13 protein-coding genes are annotated in these 16,190 nt (G+C 44.0%); 4 read left to right on the plus strand and 9 right to left on the minus strand.

Annotated elements, in window-relative coordinates:
* Positions 1-100 precede the first annotated feature (100 nt).
* On the minus strand, positions 101-898 hold the full coding sequence (locus NSQ55_RS01055) for a WYL domain-containing protein (RefSeq protein ID WP_339170749.1): 798 nt from the start codon (positions 896-898) through the stop codon (positions 101-103).
* The gene (locus NSQ55_RS01060) at positions 885-2,198 is read right to left on the minus strand and encodes a WYL domain-containing protein (RefSeq protein WP_339170751.1); all 1,314 of its coding nucleotides are present in this window, start codon (positions 2,196-2,198) and stop codon (positions 885-887) included. The genes NSQ55_RS01055 and NSQ55_RS01060 overlap by 14 nt, the downstream gene beginning before the upstream one ends.
* A 229-nt stretch (positions 2,199-2,427) precedes the next feature.
* Between NSQ55_RS01060 and NSQ55_RS01065 the strand changes: the two genes are divergently transcribed.
* The 3 genes from NSQ55_RS01065 to NSQ55_RS01075 are packed head-to-tail and all read left to right on the plus strand — an operon-like array spanning position 2,428 to position 7,099.
* Positions 2,428-3,219 (plus strand): nucleotidyltransferase domain-containing protein, encoded by a 792-nt coding sequence (locus NSQ55_RS01065; RefSeq protein WP_076305136.1) that lies wholly within the window; start codon positions 2,428-2,430, stop codon positions 3,217-3,219.
* A gap of 25 nt (positions 3,220-3,244) precedes the next feature.
* Positions 3,245-4,510, plus strand: a complete 1,266-nt coding sequence (locus NSQ55_RS01070) for a class I SAM-dependent methyltransferase (RefSeq protein WP_339170753.1) — start codon at positions 3,245-3,247, stop codon at positions 4,508-4,510.
* A 3-nt stretch (positions 4,511-4,513) separates the two neighbouring features.
* Positions 4,514-7,099, plus strand: coding sequence for a metallophosphoesterase (locus tag NSQ55_RS01075; protein WP_339170754.1), 2,586 nt, complete (start codon positions 4,514-4,516; stop codon positions 7,097-7,099).
* 213 nt (positions 7,100-7,312) lie between these two features.
* Here NSQ55_RS01075 and NSQ55_RS01080 read toward each other — a convergent pair whose 3' ends face one another.
* From NSQ55_RS01080 to NSQ55_RS01090, 3 genes are all read right to left on the minus strand, one after another.
* The gene (locus NSQ55_RS01080) at positions 7,313-9,694 is read right to left on the minus strand and encodes a N,N'-diacetylchitobiose phosphorylase (RefSeq protein WP_339170756.1); all 2,382 of its coding nucleotides are present in this window, start codon (positions 9,692-9,694) and stop codon (positions 7,313-7,315) included.
* 215 nt (positions 9,695-9,909) lie between these two features.
* A complete protein-coding gene (locus NSQ55_RS01085; protein WP_076126916.1) occupies positions 9,910-10,518 on the minus strand; it encodes a zf-HC2 domain-containing protein in 609 nt (202 codons plus the stop codon).
* A complete protein-coding gene (locus tag NSQ55_RS01090) occupies positions 10,515-10,997 on the minus strand; it encodes a sigma-70 family RNA polymerase sigma factor (RefSeq protein WP_076187044.1) in 483 nt (160 codons plus the stop codon). The genes NSQ55_RS01085 and NSQ55_RS01090 overlap by 4 nt, the downstream gene beginning before the upstream one ends.
* Before the next feature lie 206 nt (positions 10,998-11,203).
* On the opposite strand from NSQ55_RS01090, the gene NSQ55_RS01095 reads away from it, so the two are divergent.
* On the plus strand, positions 11,204-11,545 hold the full coding sequence (locus tag NSQ55_RS01095; protein WP_036687189.1) for a nitrous oxide-stimulated promoter family protein: 342 nt from the start codon (positions 11,204-11,206) through the stop codon (positions 11,543-11,545).
* Positions 11,546-11,593: 48 nt separating this feature from the next.
* Here NSQ55_RS01095 and NSQ55_RS01100 read toward each other — a convergent pair whose 3' ends face one another.
* The 4 genes from NSQ55_RS01100 to NSQ55_RS01115 form a co-directional block, all read right to left on the minus strand.
* Positions 11,594-12,745 carry a glycosyltransferase gene (locus NSQ55_RS01100; RefSeq protein ID WP_339174362.1) on the minus strand — a complete coding sequence of 384 codons (1,152 nt, stop codon included), beginning with the start codon at positions 12,743-12,745 and terminating at the stop codon, positions 11,594-11,596.
* Positions 12,746-13,014: 269 nt separating this feature from the next.
* The gene (locus NSQ55_RS01105; protein ID WP_339170759.1) at positions 13,015-14,094 is read right to left on the minus strand and encodes a saccharopine dehydrogenase; all 1,080 of its coding nucleotides are present in this window, start codon (positions 14,092-14,094) and stop codon (positions 13,015-13,017) included.
* A 94-nt stretch (positions 14,095-14,188) separates the two neighbouring features.
* A complete protein-coding gene (locus tag NSQ55_RS01110) occupies positions 14,189-14,509 on the minus strand; it encodes a metalloregulator ArsR/SmtB family transcription factor (protein WP_076126921.1) in 321 nt (106 codons plus the stop codon).
* Positions 14,510-14,837: 328 nt separating this feature from the next.
* Positions 14,838-16,190, minus strand: a complete 1,353-nt coding sequence (locus NSQ55_RS01115; RefSeq protein WP_076126923.1) for a solute carrier family 23 protein — start codon at positions 16,188-16,190, stop codon at positions 14,838-14,840.

Genomic DNA, 16,190 nt, shown 5'->3' on the forward strand with positions numbered 1-16,190 from the left:
TTTCATGAGAATAAACCTCTCAGTTTTTAAGAAAGCTGCTTTACTATATAAGCACGTTTCAGCGCTTCAGGATAGTTGACCAGCTTATACTAATTCTCGGTTATTCCCCATACCGGTCAATCGCCATAGCTGCGGATTTCAGCATGCGCCGCTTAAGATGCTCACCCTCGACGATTTTTACGCGGAGGCCAAGAAAACGGATTTTGGACAATAGGAATTCGCTATCGTCTCTCATGTAGATGACTTTGATTCGATAGATACCCGAATTTTCATCAAAGGACACGGATTTATCAAAACAGGAAAAGGCGTACAGAATTCGTGATAGCTCAGCATTAAAGGTGGGGATGACTTGAATACATGCACATTCCTTCTGATCCTCTAATAATCGTATTATCCTTGCTTTTAAGTCATCAATCCGTTTGGCAGGGAAGGGAGCTGCTTCAACAGAAATAATGTTTTTTAGTTTAGTGGACATAAGAGAACGTTGCCGGGTGCTGTACCATTGCAGATACCACTCCCGCTTATACATGTTGTATTCCAGCTTATGAGGGAACCCGGTTTGGTCAGTTCGTTGGCCTCCATGCTTAATATGGAAAGTAATAAGGATCGCCTGATTCTGCATGATTATACGGCGGAGTGTACGAAGCATTGGATGATAGACCTGCCGCTCTTTGCTTTTAGCTTTCTCCATAATAATTCCCTGCACTTCTGTGGACGCTTCTGCCTCCAATATGGCGTTCAATTTACTTAAGGTATCCAGTGTAAAAGCTGCTTCTGAGGCCGGGTGCATTAACATGGTTTTCAGCCAGGAACGTTCCTGGGAGGTCAGCGCTAATGAACCCACTTCGTCGAGGCGTGAAATGATTTGGAAGTTAAATATTTTCTCAAATGGATTCATAATAGCTGTGAATCTCCTTCCACTCCGCGATAAATTGCTTACGCAGCCAAGGGGGTTCTAATACCTCGCAGCTCGAGCCAAAGCTTCGTAACCACGGCTTAATTTCATAAATTCCATTCACTATGATCTCATAAAGGAATGTAGAATCGGACTCTTCCGTAATTTCTCCCCACTGTCCCTGCGCTTCAACCCGCTCCCGAATAAAATTAACACCTGGGCGATTGGGGTTATAAAATCTCGCCACCACTTTAATTGCACGGGTGGTATCTATAACCCAGCTGTTTGTCATCTGCTCTTCCAGATTGCTGAGTTTCTGAGCAAACTCTGCTTCTTCCACAGTGTCGCCCTCCTCAATTTGAGTAAGGCCCTCCATTCGGAATTTCATGATGCCCATACGTGAATTATGTCCGATTAAATACCAGCGCCCATATTGATGGTCATAGATGACGCGGAGCGGAAGAACAGTTTCTGTGACGCCCCTTGTTTCCCGCTCAAAGAGAGGATTGGTATTTTGAGAGGCGTAGTTTTTGCCCTTTTTAGGGGATAGATATAGAAACTTGATTTTTTTTCGCTGCTGAATCGCTGCAAATATCGTATATAGGTGTGCCTCATCAAGAATACGTGAATGATAATTATATTTGTATCTATGGGTTTCCGTAGCTTCGAGGGTATAACCCCGCTTCCGCAGGACCTTTTTTAAGGTGTCGCGCAGCAGGTAACCTTGCACAGACGGAGTCTGCGTGTTGGCGATGACATCAACATAGTCGTAAAGATCCAAGAGCTGATCGCCGGATAATTGATCAATCAGATCGTTAGCAGCCTTGTATCGATAAGGCCGACCTTCGTTTACACGAAGAATAACGCCAACTTCCTCAAGGTATTTCAGATCTCCACGGATGGTTTTCTCATCGGGCATTGGATAATCGGTTGGCATTTGCTCACTGCACACATCCTGTAGATCTTTAGCCGTTCGCTCCTGAGTCTGGAGCGCAGTTAATAGTAGAGTAAGCCGGATGCTCTCCGTTTCCTTAAGCGACTTCGCCCGGAACAAGAACAGGAGCAGCGGGTCGGCAGATTCATAGTAGTTATAGCGGAGCCACTCAGAGAGTTCTGTTCCTTGTTCTGTAGGCAGATCCTGTTGTAAGACGGTTACCATGCCCTTCAGGTTGCGCAGCGTTTTGTCATAGGTATGTACAGAAATGCCGAGACGATCGGCGAATTGTTGTCTGCTGTAAGCTCCCCCCGCTAAAGAGAGCATGCGAAGAAATTGAATCTCCTTGTCAAAACTTTCCCGGGCCATTTGTATCCCTCCAGCCTGTAGCGAATCCATAAGAAATAGTAGTACTCATTATATTAAGCACCAGAGTTGAATAAAATGGAAGTGTTTTTGGCCGCCGCCATACTTCCGCCCTGTTCGTTACAGGGAAGATGAGCGAAGATAGATCCATGAAGCCAAAGCAATTCTGATGAGGCGTTCGAATAGTAACAAGGGTAGAGAATAGGGAAGTAACCGATCTGGAGGGATGAAGATGGATCCTATAAACAAGCTTATCCGTGAGCAGCTGGAACAGATTGAACAGGAGGAGCAAGTTACAATATTGTATGCCTGCGAATCAGGCAGCCGGGCGTGGGGATTCCCATCGCAGGACAGCGATTATGATGTGAGATTTATTTATCTGCATAAACCGGAATGGTATCTATCTATTTTTGATAAGCGGGATGTGATCGAGCGTCCTATTAACAATATGCTTGATATCAATGGCTGGGATTTGCGGAAAGCACTGAATTTATTTCGGAAGTCTAATCCACCGCTGCTGGAGTGGCTGCAATCACCCATTCAATATGCAGAAAAGTACAGTACAGCAGAGAAGCTTAGAAGCATCTCCCCGTACACATTTTCGCCGAAGTCTTGTATGTACCATTACTTAAACATGGCAAGAGGGAACTACCGTGATTATTTGCAAGGCGAACAGGTCAAGATCAAAAAGTACTTTTATGTACTTCGTCCCGTTCTAGCCTGTGAATGGACTCAACGATATGGAGAGATGCCGCCGATGGAGTTCGATGTACTGGTAGATCGGCTTATTCCGCAGGATGAAGAGCTGTGGCAGGTGATTCAGCAATTGCTGGCACGAAAAAAATCCGGTGAGGAACTAGACTACGAGCCGCAGCTAACCGCGATTAACGATTATTTAGAAGAACAGTTCCAAGTGTTGGATAAGGTGGCGGCGTCCTTGAATGCTAAGGAGAACAACAGAGATCATCAGCTGGATGCTCTATTTCGAGAAGCTTTACAGGAAGTATGGGGACGGGCCCTATAGAAAGATTGATAGGAGGAAGATGGTAGTGGCTATTGTACAACTGAAATCTACGAATCCAAAATTCACTTTTTTAATTAAAAAAAATCCAGTGACAGGTATGCAGCTTCGTCCGGTTCGTCAGGGAGTGGCGTATGGATGGTATTCTGATGAGGCAACTTATAACGTTTATTTTAAGGACGCAGATAACGATATATCCTACAAGCAGAACGGAAGCGAGAGCTTTGAGTATTTAAATGTCTCCCGGTTTAATACACCTCTATTTCCGCTTAATACGGTCAATGAGTTTTTCTCTACACCCTTCAAAGCCCAGGATGAACGGGATGCGGAAGGATATGAGCATTCTTTTTTCATCAATATGGTTCAGGTTGAGCGGATACACTATATTGAATTTTTCCAAAAGCATTTAAAGGGCTATACCTTCTCCTTGCAGCATCAGGCACATAAGAGCTATTCGCTGACGATTACCACACATAAAAGCTTGTATCACCTCTTACATGTTGTTGGTGTGCTGTCCTTGTTCTTATCCATATTTGGGGATGAGTACATAGATATTTCGGATGCTATTTTGGATAAATATATCCGCAGCCTTAACGTCATTGATGCACCTTTTTATATAAGAAGTCTATTTGCAAGGAATTTCCTTACCTCTAAGGAACGGTTCAAGCGATATAAAGCCTCCATCGAACAAACAGACCAGTATTCTATTGGGCTGGAGTATGGCGGTACTGCGATGCAGCGGCGTACTTTTATTTCGAGTGTGCTTCCATTCAATAAGCCGATTCTGGACATCGGCTGCGGAGAAGGTTTCTATGCAATTCCGTTTGCCGGAAAAATAGAGAGCACCTATTATGCGGTAGATATAGCCGAGGCGTTGCTGGAGGTTGTGAATCGGAAAGCGAAAGCTAAGGACATTGATAACATTGCAACCTTTGGCTCACTGGACCATTTTCTGGAGTCGTACAATGGGGAGCAGGTTGATGTGATTCTAACAGAAGTTGTAGAGCACATGAGTGAGGGTGAAGCGGCAGAGCTTATTCAGCAAATAATCGGTAATGTGAATTTTCAACAGCTTATTGTGACGACACCGAATGCTGATTTCAATCGTTACTATGAGCTGGAAGGATTCCGGCATGAAGATCACAAGTGGGAAATGGGACAGGAAGCGTTCGGGCAATGGGTTTTGGATACGGTTCAAAGTTTAGCAGTCGAGGTTGAATATTTGATGGTTGGTGACCGGGTTGGCGAGATCCGTACGACGCAATGCGCTATTGTGCGAAGAAAGGAGGAATAGGCAGTGGAAATTCAAACACGTGTACACACCATATTTCTGCTTGTAGGAGCAACGGAATGCGGGAAATCGACTTTTGCTAAAGAAGTTCTGATCCCGCAGTTAAAACTAGAGGATGCTTCTAAAGGGTTACGTACGAATGTGCAGTACTTATCCTCGGATAGTATCCGCCAGGAGATATTGGGCTACGACTATGATAAGTATGATCAGGTTATGCTGGAGGCCAGTTCGCATACCTTTCAATTATTGTTTGAGAGATTGAAGCTAGTCATTTCTTTTCCAATTAATGCGGAGTTTGTGGTGATGGATACCATTGGGCTATCTGAAGATTATCGTAGTAAAGTCCGTGAGATCGCCGGGCAAAATAATTACAATCTGGAGGTTATTCTGTTTGATTACCGCAAACGGGAGGATTACTACGTCTCGGAGCGCTCGAAGAAGCTGATCTCCAATCATTTAAACCGGCTGAGAAAAGAAGTCCTGCCTGTTCTGTCACGGGAAGGTTACAACAAGATTCATAAAGTGCGTGCTAAAGATTTTATTCTCGAGGGTGAAGGGATACCTAACCCGGACTACCGGGTGATTATACAGGATTGGGATACTTACGCATCTACGGTACTTCTACAAGCACAAGAGTATATTGTGGTTGGGGATGTTCATGAGTGCGTCGAAGAGCTTCAGGGACTATTACGTAATTACGGCTACAGGGTGCACGAAGGTAAGTTAAGTGCAACAGATAAGCTCAGTAACACACAAGTCATTCTTGCTGGTGACTGGATTGATAAGGGCAAAAAGACACGGGAGACGATTGAGTTCTTATTTGATAACCGCGAGCATTTCCTATTTGTTATGGGCAATCACGAGAACTTTGTATACAAGTACGTAAAGGGTGAGATTCAAGGAACCGATCCGGAACTGCTAAGAACGTACTTTGATTCCACCCAAGTGCTTAAGGAGGATACCGCGCTTTTTAGTAAATTTTCGGCTTTAGTGGAGCAATCTCAGCCCTTTTACCGCTATATAGGTATGCAAGGTCCTTCTTTTTATGTTACTCATGCTCCTTGCCGTAATAAGTACATTGGTAAGCTGGATACGAATTCACTACGCCATCAGCGTAACTTTCGGCTGGATCGTGAGGTTTCCTTTGAGGAACAGCTTGATTTCCTAAAGCAAGAGGCTGTGAGTAATCACCCCTTGCATCTCTTCGGACATATTGCAGCCAAGCAGACTTTTCGGATCAAAAACAAACTCCACCTCGACACAGGGAGTGCGCAGGGTAATGAACTAACTTCTGTTCGCATGTCGTTTAAACCTTTCTATAAAAGTCAAAAATCGCATGTGACTACGGTGCACGAAGAGCTACCTATCCTGTTCCGGGAAAAGCAAACCGTATCCTTGTTAGAGCTTGATTACGAGTCTGTGCGCAGACTGCAGTATTCCTCGCAGAACCGGGTCAACTTCATCTCCGGGACGATGTCACCTGCGGATAAGGATATGGCTGCCGGTGAGCTTGAGTCTCTGCGAAAAGGGTTGGATTATTTTGCCGAGCGTCGTATATCTGAAGTCGTCCTGCAGCCTAAATATATGGGATCACGCTGTAGTGTGTACCTTTACCGGGATATAGAGGAGTGTTACGCAATTAGCCGGAACGGCTACAAGGTTAAGGCGGTCGATCTGACGCCTATCTATGAACAACTGCTGCATAGATTCGGAACCTATATGGCTGAGCAGGGGATCCGTGTGCTTTTACTGGATGGCGAGCTGCTGCCTTGGAAAGCGCTGGGGGATGGGTTAATTGAGCGTCAGTTCCGGCCGATTAGCAAGGCGCTGGAGACAGAGCTGGATTTCTTAAGACAATATGGATTTGAGGAGTCACTGGGTAAACTGATACAGGATTTTGAAGCAAGCGGGTTTGAACAAGACCAGCACCATATGTCGAAAGAGGCGCTTAACAACAACTATGGGCCTCATGTTTACCAGACTTTTAAGCATGTCCGTGACATAAGAGAATCGTATGTAGATCTTGACCAGCGTGAGGAAGCTTACAGAGTATACAAGCAGCAACTGGAGTTGTATGCGGGTGATGCAGAATTAGCGTACAAACCTTTTGCAATCCTGAAGGAAGTACTGGAGAATGGTGCTGAACGGGTACCTGACGGTAAAACCTCCGAATTATACAGGTTCTTAAATGATGATGAATCTCTGGTTTTGGACTTGAAAGAGCCTGATGCCTACATCAGAGCAGAGGAGTATTTCGCAAAGATAACGGTAGAGAAACATATGGAGGGAATTGTAATCAAACCGGAGCAAGAACAGCAGGGGGTAGTCCCATACATGAAGGTCCGCAATCCGGGCTACCTGTCGATCATCTACGGGTACGACTACAAGTTTCCACATAAGTATGCCAAGCTTATGAAGCAGAAGAATATCGCTCCTAAGCTTCGTACGTCCTTAATCGAACACCGGCTGGGCAGACAAATGCTAGAAGTGAAGCTGGATGAGATCTCGTCTGACAACGAGGACTACAAGCAAATTGCAGCAAACTTGTTATTCGAGGTAACGAAAGAGAAAGAGATCGACCCGAGGTTGTAGAGGATTGTTACAGGCGAAGAAACTTGGTTTGCCAATTATGAGAATGAGTTCAGGCTGTCGGGAAGGTCCCGGCAGTCTTTTTTTCGTCATTTGAATCCAGCTCAAACGCGGTCATAGATCCGGAAGGCAAGTGTACAAGCCTCGTTCTAATTGTAAAAACAGGAGGGCGCACCTTATCGGTCCGTCCTCCTATCTATTCCTCATAAATACGCCTTAACCCATAATAACGAGCACGTTGTTTTCTGACGCCATTTTGGCCACCGGGATCAGGTTGCCTTGAATTTCTTCACCGTTAATAACGATATGGGTAACCCCTTTTTGTACACCCTTCTTGTTCTCCACCTGGATGTGCAGCTTCTTCCCACGGAATTCCCGGACCATGGAAAAGTCTGTCCAGTCGGAAGGAACACATGGGTTGAGGCGAAGGCCATTAAATTGCGGTTGAACCCCCATAATGCCTTCCACCAAGGAGACCATCACGGTTGAAGCGGTGCCGGTCAGCCAGTGGACATGCGCCCGGCCTTGATATGGGCTGTCCTTGGACTCGACAAACTGGCCATGTACATAAGGCTCGAGTTTACGGATTTCAGCCTTATCGTTCATGCTGGCCGGACTGCAATTCAGGAAGTATTCGAACGCGCGCCCACCGTTGCCGATCATGGTTTCCGCCAGAATGAGCCATCCCTGCGGCTGGCTGAAGATGCCGCCGTTTTCCTTAGTTGAGGCGTTGAAAAGAGCCATCAACGCTACTGGCAAACCGTATTCACGGAACGGAGGGTAGAATAACATAGTGCCGTAATCGGTCCGCAGATTCTCATACACTTTGTCCATGGCGAGCTTCGCCTGATCCGGGCGGGCTGCGCCGCTTAATACGGCCCAGCTTTGTGGATTGAGCCAGATCTTGGCTTCATCATTCTCCCAGGAGCCGATGGTATAGTTGTCTTCGGTAAATCCGCGGACGAATTGATCGTTCTCCCAAGCGTGTTTTTGAATGTTATCGTCCAGCTCATCAAGCAGGCCCTGGGCCCATTGAATATCTTCAGGCTTGTTCTTATTTTGTGCGATTTCCATGAATACCTTGAATGCCATATACAGCTGGAATGCGACGAACAACGACTCACCCTTGGCTCCAAGCCGTAGGCAATCGTTCCAGTCGGCATGAAGCCCAACCGGCATGCCGTGTGCGCCCATACGATCCAGACTGAACTGAAGTGCCTGGCGCAAATGCTCGTACACTGTGCCCTCGCCTTTATCCGAATAAGGGATTATTTCATCTGTGAAATCCCAGTTGCCACTTTCATTCAAGTATTTAATGACGGTGGGGAACAGCCATAAAGCGTCATCAGCCCGATAATGGGGGTGACCGGTTTCCCGCACGTATTCTGGATCATCCGGTGTGCCCTCATGTCCAGGGTTGTGGTCAAATTTCACCAACGGAAGTCCACCGCCGTTGGAAACCTGGGCGGATATCATCAGTCTTAGACGTTCAAGGGCCATCTCATGATCCAGATGAATGATGCCTTGAATATCCTGCACGGTATCCCGATATCCGAGTCCATTACGAAGACCGGAGTATTGGAAGGAGGCTGCACGTGACCAGATGAAAGTGATAAAGCATTGATATGCATTCCAAGTGTTGATCATGTTGTTCAGGTTATCGCTTGGTGTCTGGACCTGGAAGCGGTTAAGCTTGCTGTGCCAGAATGCTTTTAACTCTTCGAGTTCTTTATTTACCACGGACAAGTCCTTATAATGGCTGAGAATCTCGGAAGCGCCTTTCTCATCATACTGTCCCAGTAGAAATACGATTTCTTTCTCTTCTCCCGGCTGTAAATCTACGTTAATCTGCAGGGCCCCGCAGGAGTTAGTATTGTAGTTTAATGAATTGGAGCATTGGCCGTTCTCAACAGAGGCCGGATTGCCATAACTGCGGTAATCGCCTAGGAACGTATCCCGGTCACCGTCATAAGCGGTAACTTCTGCACCTGCAGCGCCGAAGAATCTCCAGGTTTGTTCTTCGGGGGTGTTTTCATTGATGACTTGAAGGATCATATTATTTTTATAGTAGGTCCGTGAAATAAACAGAGTGTACTGAAGGTTGACGGTATCCTGCTCATAGTTGTTATTGTTGGTTAATTCAACAAATCCGAAGAGAGCCAGCTTGCGTGCTTTGGAGCCATCATTGCGCACCTTCATGCGCCACACCTCATAGGTTTTGTTCAGTGGTACATAATATAATGATTCTGTATGGATGTTATCGTAGTCCGAGACAATGTTCGTGTATCCGGTTCCATGATGGCATACCGACTTATATTGCTCCAGATCTTTACCCACTGGCTGCCAAGAGCCGGACCAATAATCCCCGTTCTCCAAATCTCTCACGTAAATATAGCGTCCGGGCTCGTCCTTAGAGTTGAAGTGGTAGCGGATATGCCGCCCATTTGCGCCAGACTTTACAAAGCTATAGCCGCCTGCGTTACCTGAGATGATCGCACCGTATTCCGGCGAGCCGAGGTAATTCGCCCAAGGGGCAGGCGTATTCGGCTTGGTAATGAGGTATTCCTTGTTTTTTCCATCAAAATAACCATATTGCATGACCATTCCTCCTATTAAGTGGTTAATGGGCCGATCTATAAACGCGCGTTCACAAAGAGGTGAAATATCCATGTGTAATTTTATTATAAGATACTTTTAGTAAATCGATAACCCTATATTTTAGCGAAAAAACGAACAAAAATGCTAACTTTTTTAGTAGGGTGTAAAGCGAAAGACACCTTAAAAGGTGTCTTTATTTATTTTAGCGGCAATGTCTACTCCACTAGAACACCATTAACAAACGTCATAGTTTTATCTTTGAATTCAAGAATAAACTTGTTTGGAAAATCTAGATCGGTATGAATCTCCGTCCCCAACATAACTTTTTTGCCTACATCATCAAAGGGATTATGAAGTAAACCTCTAGGCGTATACCTAGTTTCAGAACCGATTACATTATTATTCTCATCGCGGATAAATTTGGTTTTTCCTGAGAACACGAGGTCCTTGCCATTTTCCAAAGTTAGATGAACTTCCAAACGATCCTTTGTCTTCTGATAATCTATAACTACATCTTTAGAGGATACAGGGAAACCGATAACAAAAAGTCCAATAAGGGCTGTAGCCAGTATGAGTACCGATAAGACGGAAAAAATGAGAGTTTTTATATTCTTTTTTTTCACTTTTTTAAAATAATTGAGTTTGTTAACTTCCTCTTTATCAATAATAGGCACACTTAGATTTGCTGTGGCGGTCATTTCATTATAGGATTGAAGGCAGCTTTCACAGGATTGCAGGTGTTTTTCGATTTCTTCGTTACTATGTACAGAGGTTAGCTTTTCAATATAGGAAGGTAATAAATCCTGAATGATCTCGCATTTCATGAAGATCTTCCTTTCATTAATTTTTGTTTTCCACGGTAAAAGGTAACTCTTGCCCAGGTCTCATCTCTGCCAAGAATTTCGCCAATTTCCCGAAAACTGAATTCTCCGGTCAAACGCAGATATAATACTTCTTTGGTATTTGGATCAAGTAAATGAAGTTGTTTAAATAAATCCATTTTGTCCTGAGCAAAAATGAACTGGGATTCTGTTGAATTTGCGTTAGCCAAAGGAGCGTCTTCTAATTCCTCAGACTTCCGCTTGCGCTGCTTGTCCAGCTCCTGATACCACACATGTTTAGCAATTTGACAAAGCCAAACGTATACTTTGCAGGTCCCATCGTATTTATCTATCGATTTTATAGCTCTATAAAAAGTTTCTTGGGTGATTTCTTCTGCCAGCAAGTGATTATGACAAAAGCTAAATACGAATTTATATACTTGGGTTGAATATTCCCTGTATAATTGCTCGTTGTCCTCCATCCATTCACCTCCTCAAGTTATATATCCGTAAAAAGCTATAAACGTTACAAGTTTTTTTAAAAAAAATTTGATTTATACAATTATCGCCTTTCAACCCCGGTATGTGAGGGAATTAAGGAGGTTCAGCGTTAAGGCTGGTTTCACAGTTGGTTTACCCTTTATAATTACATGAGATCTTATTGTACAAGTTACAAGGGGGTTCATATATGATAACAAAGGTAAACCGGCAGTTAAATGAGGGTCCTAAAATTCAAAAAGAACAAGAGCTTGTTACCAAAATGATTCGTATATATTGTAAGAAAAAACACCATCATAAAGGCTTTTGTGAGGAATGTCAGGAATTAAATGAGTATGCGCTGAAGAGGTTAGCCTATTGTAAGTTTGGTGAAGAGAAAACAGCTTGTGCCAAATGTCCTGTTCATTGTTACAAACCGGATTATCGCCAAAGAATTAAAGGGGTTATGCGTTTTTCTGGTCCGTGGATGCTGCTCTATCATCCCATTGAGTCGATTAGGCATATTCCGCTACCCAATAAATTGAGAAAATAAGTGAAAACCGGACATCATTTGATGCCCGGTTTAATGTATTTTTAGATATCATTCTCCCAGCTTTTCAGCCTTCACCAAAATCTCTCGCAAAACACGGGCAACCCGGCTTTTTCTTCTCTTTACTTTTACACTTATCCGTCTTAACGACTCTTGGTATACGGCGGTATCAATGGGTTCATAGAGCTGTTTGGCGGCAATCCGTAACGTCCTTCTCATTAATATTGCTGATGAACGTGTTGACTTCGTTCGGTATCCTCTGCGCAAGACCCGTATAGTATGTTTGTATTTCTCCAGGTCTTCGTTTGGAGGAACAAGGGCGAACAGATTTAGGGAAGAGTCATTGAACCCGTAGCTTTTGAACATGATTTTTAGATTCTCAATATTTATGAGATTTCCTCTGAAGTGGGTTGGATGTTCTTGGTGAACGCCGACAACTTCTTTGATGCTGTGAAAAGGGATTTTTAATCGATGCAGTCGATACCCAAGATCCCAATCTTCGAGTCCATAGAGGATAAACTGTTCATTAAAACCTCCAGCACGAGTTAATTGGCTGCGTCTTATGGACACACAACGCGTGACGAGTAACATCCAAGGGGCTACATCTGTGCTGGCAAATTGCTTTTTAGTATTTGGAGGAACTCTTGAGGCAAAGGTGACTTTTGATAACGTCTCCGTCTGCTGAAGGATATCATTGGGTGTGATTATTGGGGTGATTTCAGTCGCTGATTCGAAGTCAGGATTCCATAAGTTAGAAGGCGAAAGTATATTGCGGCAATGTTCTTTTTCTTCAGGAGAAAAGTCTGGGTAGTAGTGGGTATAAGCGTCATCCCATGAGTGTGGAATACCTGAAATTATCGACTTAGGATATTTACGGTGATACTGGTTTACGATCCTAATGAATTCAGGGAATACCAGAAAATCAGCATCGCAGAAGATGACGTATTTCCCTTTTGCCTGACTCAGCCCCAGATTTCTTACGGCAGAACGGCCGCGTTGTTCCTGCTGAGCGACATAAATAAGCGGATAAGAAGTTTGAAAGCTTTCGACCATTTCCTTAGTACCATCTGTAGAACCGTCATCTGCGACGATCACCTCGAACCGATCCTTCGGATAGGTCTGTGTCTCGAATGAAGTGAGTGTAAGTAGCAGCTGCTGAAGTCGGTTATAGGTTGGAATTATGATGCTGTAACGAATAGCCAGAATGATCACCCCCACCATTTAATAAAAGCCCTTGAATAGGATAAATAATAACAATATATTCAGGGACTTTAGCCTGGTCTAGTCAAACGCCTTTAAGGGTGGAAATAGGCAGGGGACAGGGTTTAGCACGAATCAAAGATTTTATATTTTTGTGAACTTACCTAGCTCCGTCTCATCTCTATTGTAAAGAACCCGCTATATTAGCGGGTTCTTTACTGTCTGTGCGCTTAATTGTAGTAGACAGAATGCTCGGTATATGTGAAGTGCTATTAGTGAGATATAAGAACCCCATATTGTTTAAAAAAGTTGGTGATTTCAGAGATGTCCATCCGTTCATCAGGTAGATCTTCTGGATAATAAATGCCTGGGACCAATGGTTCTTCCTTTGATATCCGCAATAGCTTTTCTGCTTGGACAGCAGCTCCCAAAGCGGTAAGATGAGTCTGACCAAGCGGGTCAGAAATCGCTATTGTCCGTTCAACCCAGTGCCCATTATGATCCAGACCCTTTAGATGAATAAGGATATGATGTGCACTGCCAGTACCAGGATTGTAGAGCAGTCTTCGTCTAAGCGAACGGAATCGGTCTCCGCTGATCATCTTCCATATTCCGCTGTTAACTAGTCCGACAAGGATGGAGGTGGAGGCTTTGCTGTCGAAGGAGATGCGGAAGCTGGCGGAGTCGATATGCTCAGCTGTTGGCAAGGTGACATGATCTGGGGTGTCAAGCCGATAGCATTTTGCTGTATATCCATCTGGAAATTGGACTTTGATGGGGTCAGTCATTGGAAATACAAGACGTTTTCCCCCCCGTTCTGTAATATGGAATGGAATGGTCATACGATCCATGTACGCCGCGGAGTCGGGTCCTGCTTTGTCACGTAGAGAGTACAACGCGTGAATATCAACGGCGACGTTTTGAAGTGTGGCCGAGTGCAGCATGGCGAACAGCGAAGCAGTTCCCGCCATCCATCCCGAAGAAAGCACGATAGGAGCATAGAGGTCTGCTTTTTCTAACTTTGTGATTGATTGTTGGAATATCTCTGTCCAGCGAGTAAGATCGATCAGTGGGATTTTTCTTCTAACTGCAGACATAAGTAGCCGATCCTGCAGATCGTTGACGGAGTTGATGATTAGCGATACATTATCGCCTACATAAAGCAGTGGATCATCCGCATTATTATCAACTATGACTGTTTGTACCCGTGTGGACTCAAAAGGTGCTGCTTTTTGCGGTGACCTTCCTCCCAATATAATCTCGAGATCGGGATGTCGATCGTGTAATATTTGAGCAATTTGTCTGCCGACGGCACCGTATCCTCCTACAATAAGTACCTTTTTCCTATGCATATCTGCAACCTCCGTTTAAATGTTTATATGTTTAAGTTATTTAACATATCGCTTAAAAAAATAGGAATGACAAGTGCTAGTCAGGTTAATGGCATTAGCACTGGCATTCCTCTTCAACGAAATGGACAAGTTGTTTCATAAGCGCTATCGCTTCGTCAAACTCAAGTCTGTAGAACATTTCCGTGCCCTTCTTCTGAACCTTAAGCAGCCCTGCTTGCCGTAATATTTTCAGATGATGAGAGACTGTAGGCCGGGACATGGGGATATGCTCTGCAATTTGGCTCACATTCATACTCTCTTTGTCGATCAGCAATGCAATGATTTGCTGACGAATAGGATCTCCCAAGCCTTGGAAATAGGGGCTTAAATTCTCGAAAATATGAATCGCCTTCTGATTACTATTAGATTCGTTCATAACTCCCTCCGTTATAATGTTTAATTGTTTAAACGTATCATAATATATTTCAGGGAATAATTCAATGCGTTGATAATCTCCGTTATTTTGGAGGAATCCTAGTTTATTAAATATAATCAAGGGACATATGGATATTTGTATTAAAATTGTGAGGTCATATGGTAAGGCGGTTTTATGGATGAACTCAAGTAAAAAGTAATCATGTCCTTAAACAAAAGACACCTCGATGGGTGTCTTTTGTTTAAGGAATTCCAGAAGGTAGCATACAAAGCTCGGCTTATTCGCGGGGATAAAAAAGGATCAATAAGAGGCTGCTCCTTTTTATGTTCTATTTTCCACTAGGTAATAATTTATTCAATAATATTGCTGCCAATGAAGCAGCTAGGATAGGTGAGCCTAATAAATACTGTACGAATGTAGGCAAAGAGTTCAAGTAGTCACCAGGAATGAGTACCAAAGCCAAGGTGATGATCATTGGTAAGGCAATAATGTACATTTCTTTTTCGCCGATGGTTACATTTTTCATTACTTGCACACCATTAATTGCGATGATGCCGCAGATGATGGCGAAGACGCCGCCGATTACAGCGGATGGAATGGAAGAGATCAAAGCGGCGAGTTTACCGGAACAACCAAAGAGGACAAACCATCCTCCTACAGCGAGAAAAACCCGGCGGCTGGCAACACCTGTAATGGAGATGATCCCTGCATTAGTTGAATAACCTGTAACAGGAGTCGAACCGAGCACAGAAGCAATAAGACAGCCAATTCCTTCTCCAATTACGCCGCGGTTAATATTTTTGTCTGTCAAAGGTTTATTGATTACATTGCTGACCGCAAACCATGTGCCTGTTGTTTCAGCCAGCAGCACGATATAAATAATAACCATGGTGATAATAGCTGAAAAGTTGAAGGAAAAGCCGAAATCAACAAAAGCGATCCGCGGCATGCTAAACCACTTGGCACTACTTATCGCTGAGAAATCTAAAACGCCCATAATATTAGCGGAAATACATCCGACTACTAACGCCATCATTACGGAAAGAATTCGGAAGACAGATCCTTTATTACGGAACAAAGTACCGAGAACCACAAAAATAAGCAGTGTAGCACCTGAAATAAGGGCTAATAATACATTTTGATTAATTGAAGCGCCGGAGGCTCCGTAGATATTATCTCTGATCGCAACAGGCAATAAAGATAGACCTACAATGAAAATGATTGTGCCACCTACGATAGGCGGAATAAAGTTTTTAACGATTTTATTAAAAATCCCCGCATAACCCAAAATAATAACCAGGATAGCCCCGATTAAGCTGGCACCTAACACGGAGCTCCAACCGAGCTCTCCGCCACCACTAGCTGCATAAATACTGACGATCGCACCCAGCGGAACATAAGAAGGACCTTGAGCGATAGGCAGCTTCATACAGAAATAGGTTTGCACAATCGTTGCAAGTCCTGCGGCAATAAAGGTGGATTGGATTAACGCGCTGGACTGATTGGGCTGTAAGCCGATTAACATCGCAATAAGGAATGGCACTACATAGACATCCATAGCCAATACATGTTGAAAGCCGAGAATGACGGATTTACTAAATGAAACTTTTTCATCGGGTAGGACAGTTAGTAGCTGTGATTCCAAATGTGCTTGCTCTTGTACGTTTACTTGTGTTTTCAC

Source organism: Paenibacillus sp. FSL H7-0943 (assembly GCF_037963265.1).
Lineage (GTDB): Bacteria > Bacillota > Bacilli > Paenibacillales > Paenibacillaceae > Paenibacillus_AQ > Paenibacillus_AQ odorifer.

Excerpts from the sequence above, each read along its gene's own strand:
- NSQ55_RS01090 (WP_076187044.1), bottom strand. The coding sequence starts at position 10,997 with ATGGAGGACAACGAGCAATTATACAGGGAATATTCAACCCAAGTATAT.
- NSQ55_RS01060 (WP_339170751.1), bottom strand. The coding sequence starts at position 2,198 with ATGGCCCGGGAAAGTTTTGACAAGGAGATTCAATTTCTTCGCATGCTC.
- NSQ55_RS01065 (WP_076305136.1), top strand. The coding sequence starts at position 2,428 with ATGGATCCTATAAACAAGCTTATCCGTGAGCAGCTGGAACAGATTGAA.
- NSQ55_RS01055 (WP_339170749.1), bottom strand. The coding sequence starts at position 898 with ATGAATCCATTTGAGAAAATATTTAACTTCCAAATCATTTCACGCCTC.
- NSQ55_RS01080 (WP_339170756.1), bottom strand. The coding sequence starts at position 9,694 with ATGCAATATGGTTATTTTGATGGAAAAAACAAGGAATACCTCATTACC.
- NSQ55_RS01095 (WP_036687189.1), top strand. The coding sequence starts at position 11,204 with ATGATAACAAAGGTAAACCGGCAGTTAAATGAGGGTCCTAAAATTCAA.
- NSQ55_RS01085 (WP_076126916.1), bottom strand. The coding sequence starts at position 10,518 with ATGAAATGCGAGATCATTCAGGATTTATTACCTTCCTATATTGAAAAG.
- NSQ55_RS01105 (WP_339170759.1), bottom strand. The coding sequence starts at position 14,094 with ATGCATAGGAAAAAGGTACTTATTGTAGGAGGATACGGTGCCGTCGGC.
- NSQ55_RS01110 (WP_076126921.1), bottom strand. The coding sequence starts at position 14,509 with ATGAACGAATCTAATAGTAATCAGAAGGCGATTCATATTTTCGAGAAT.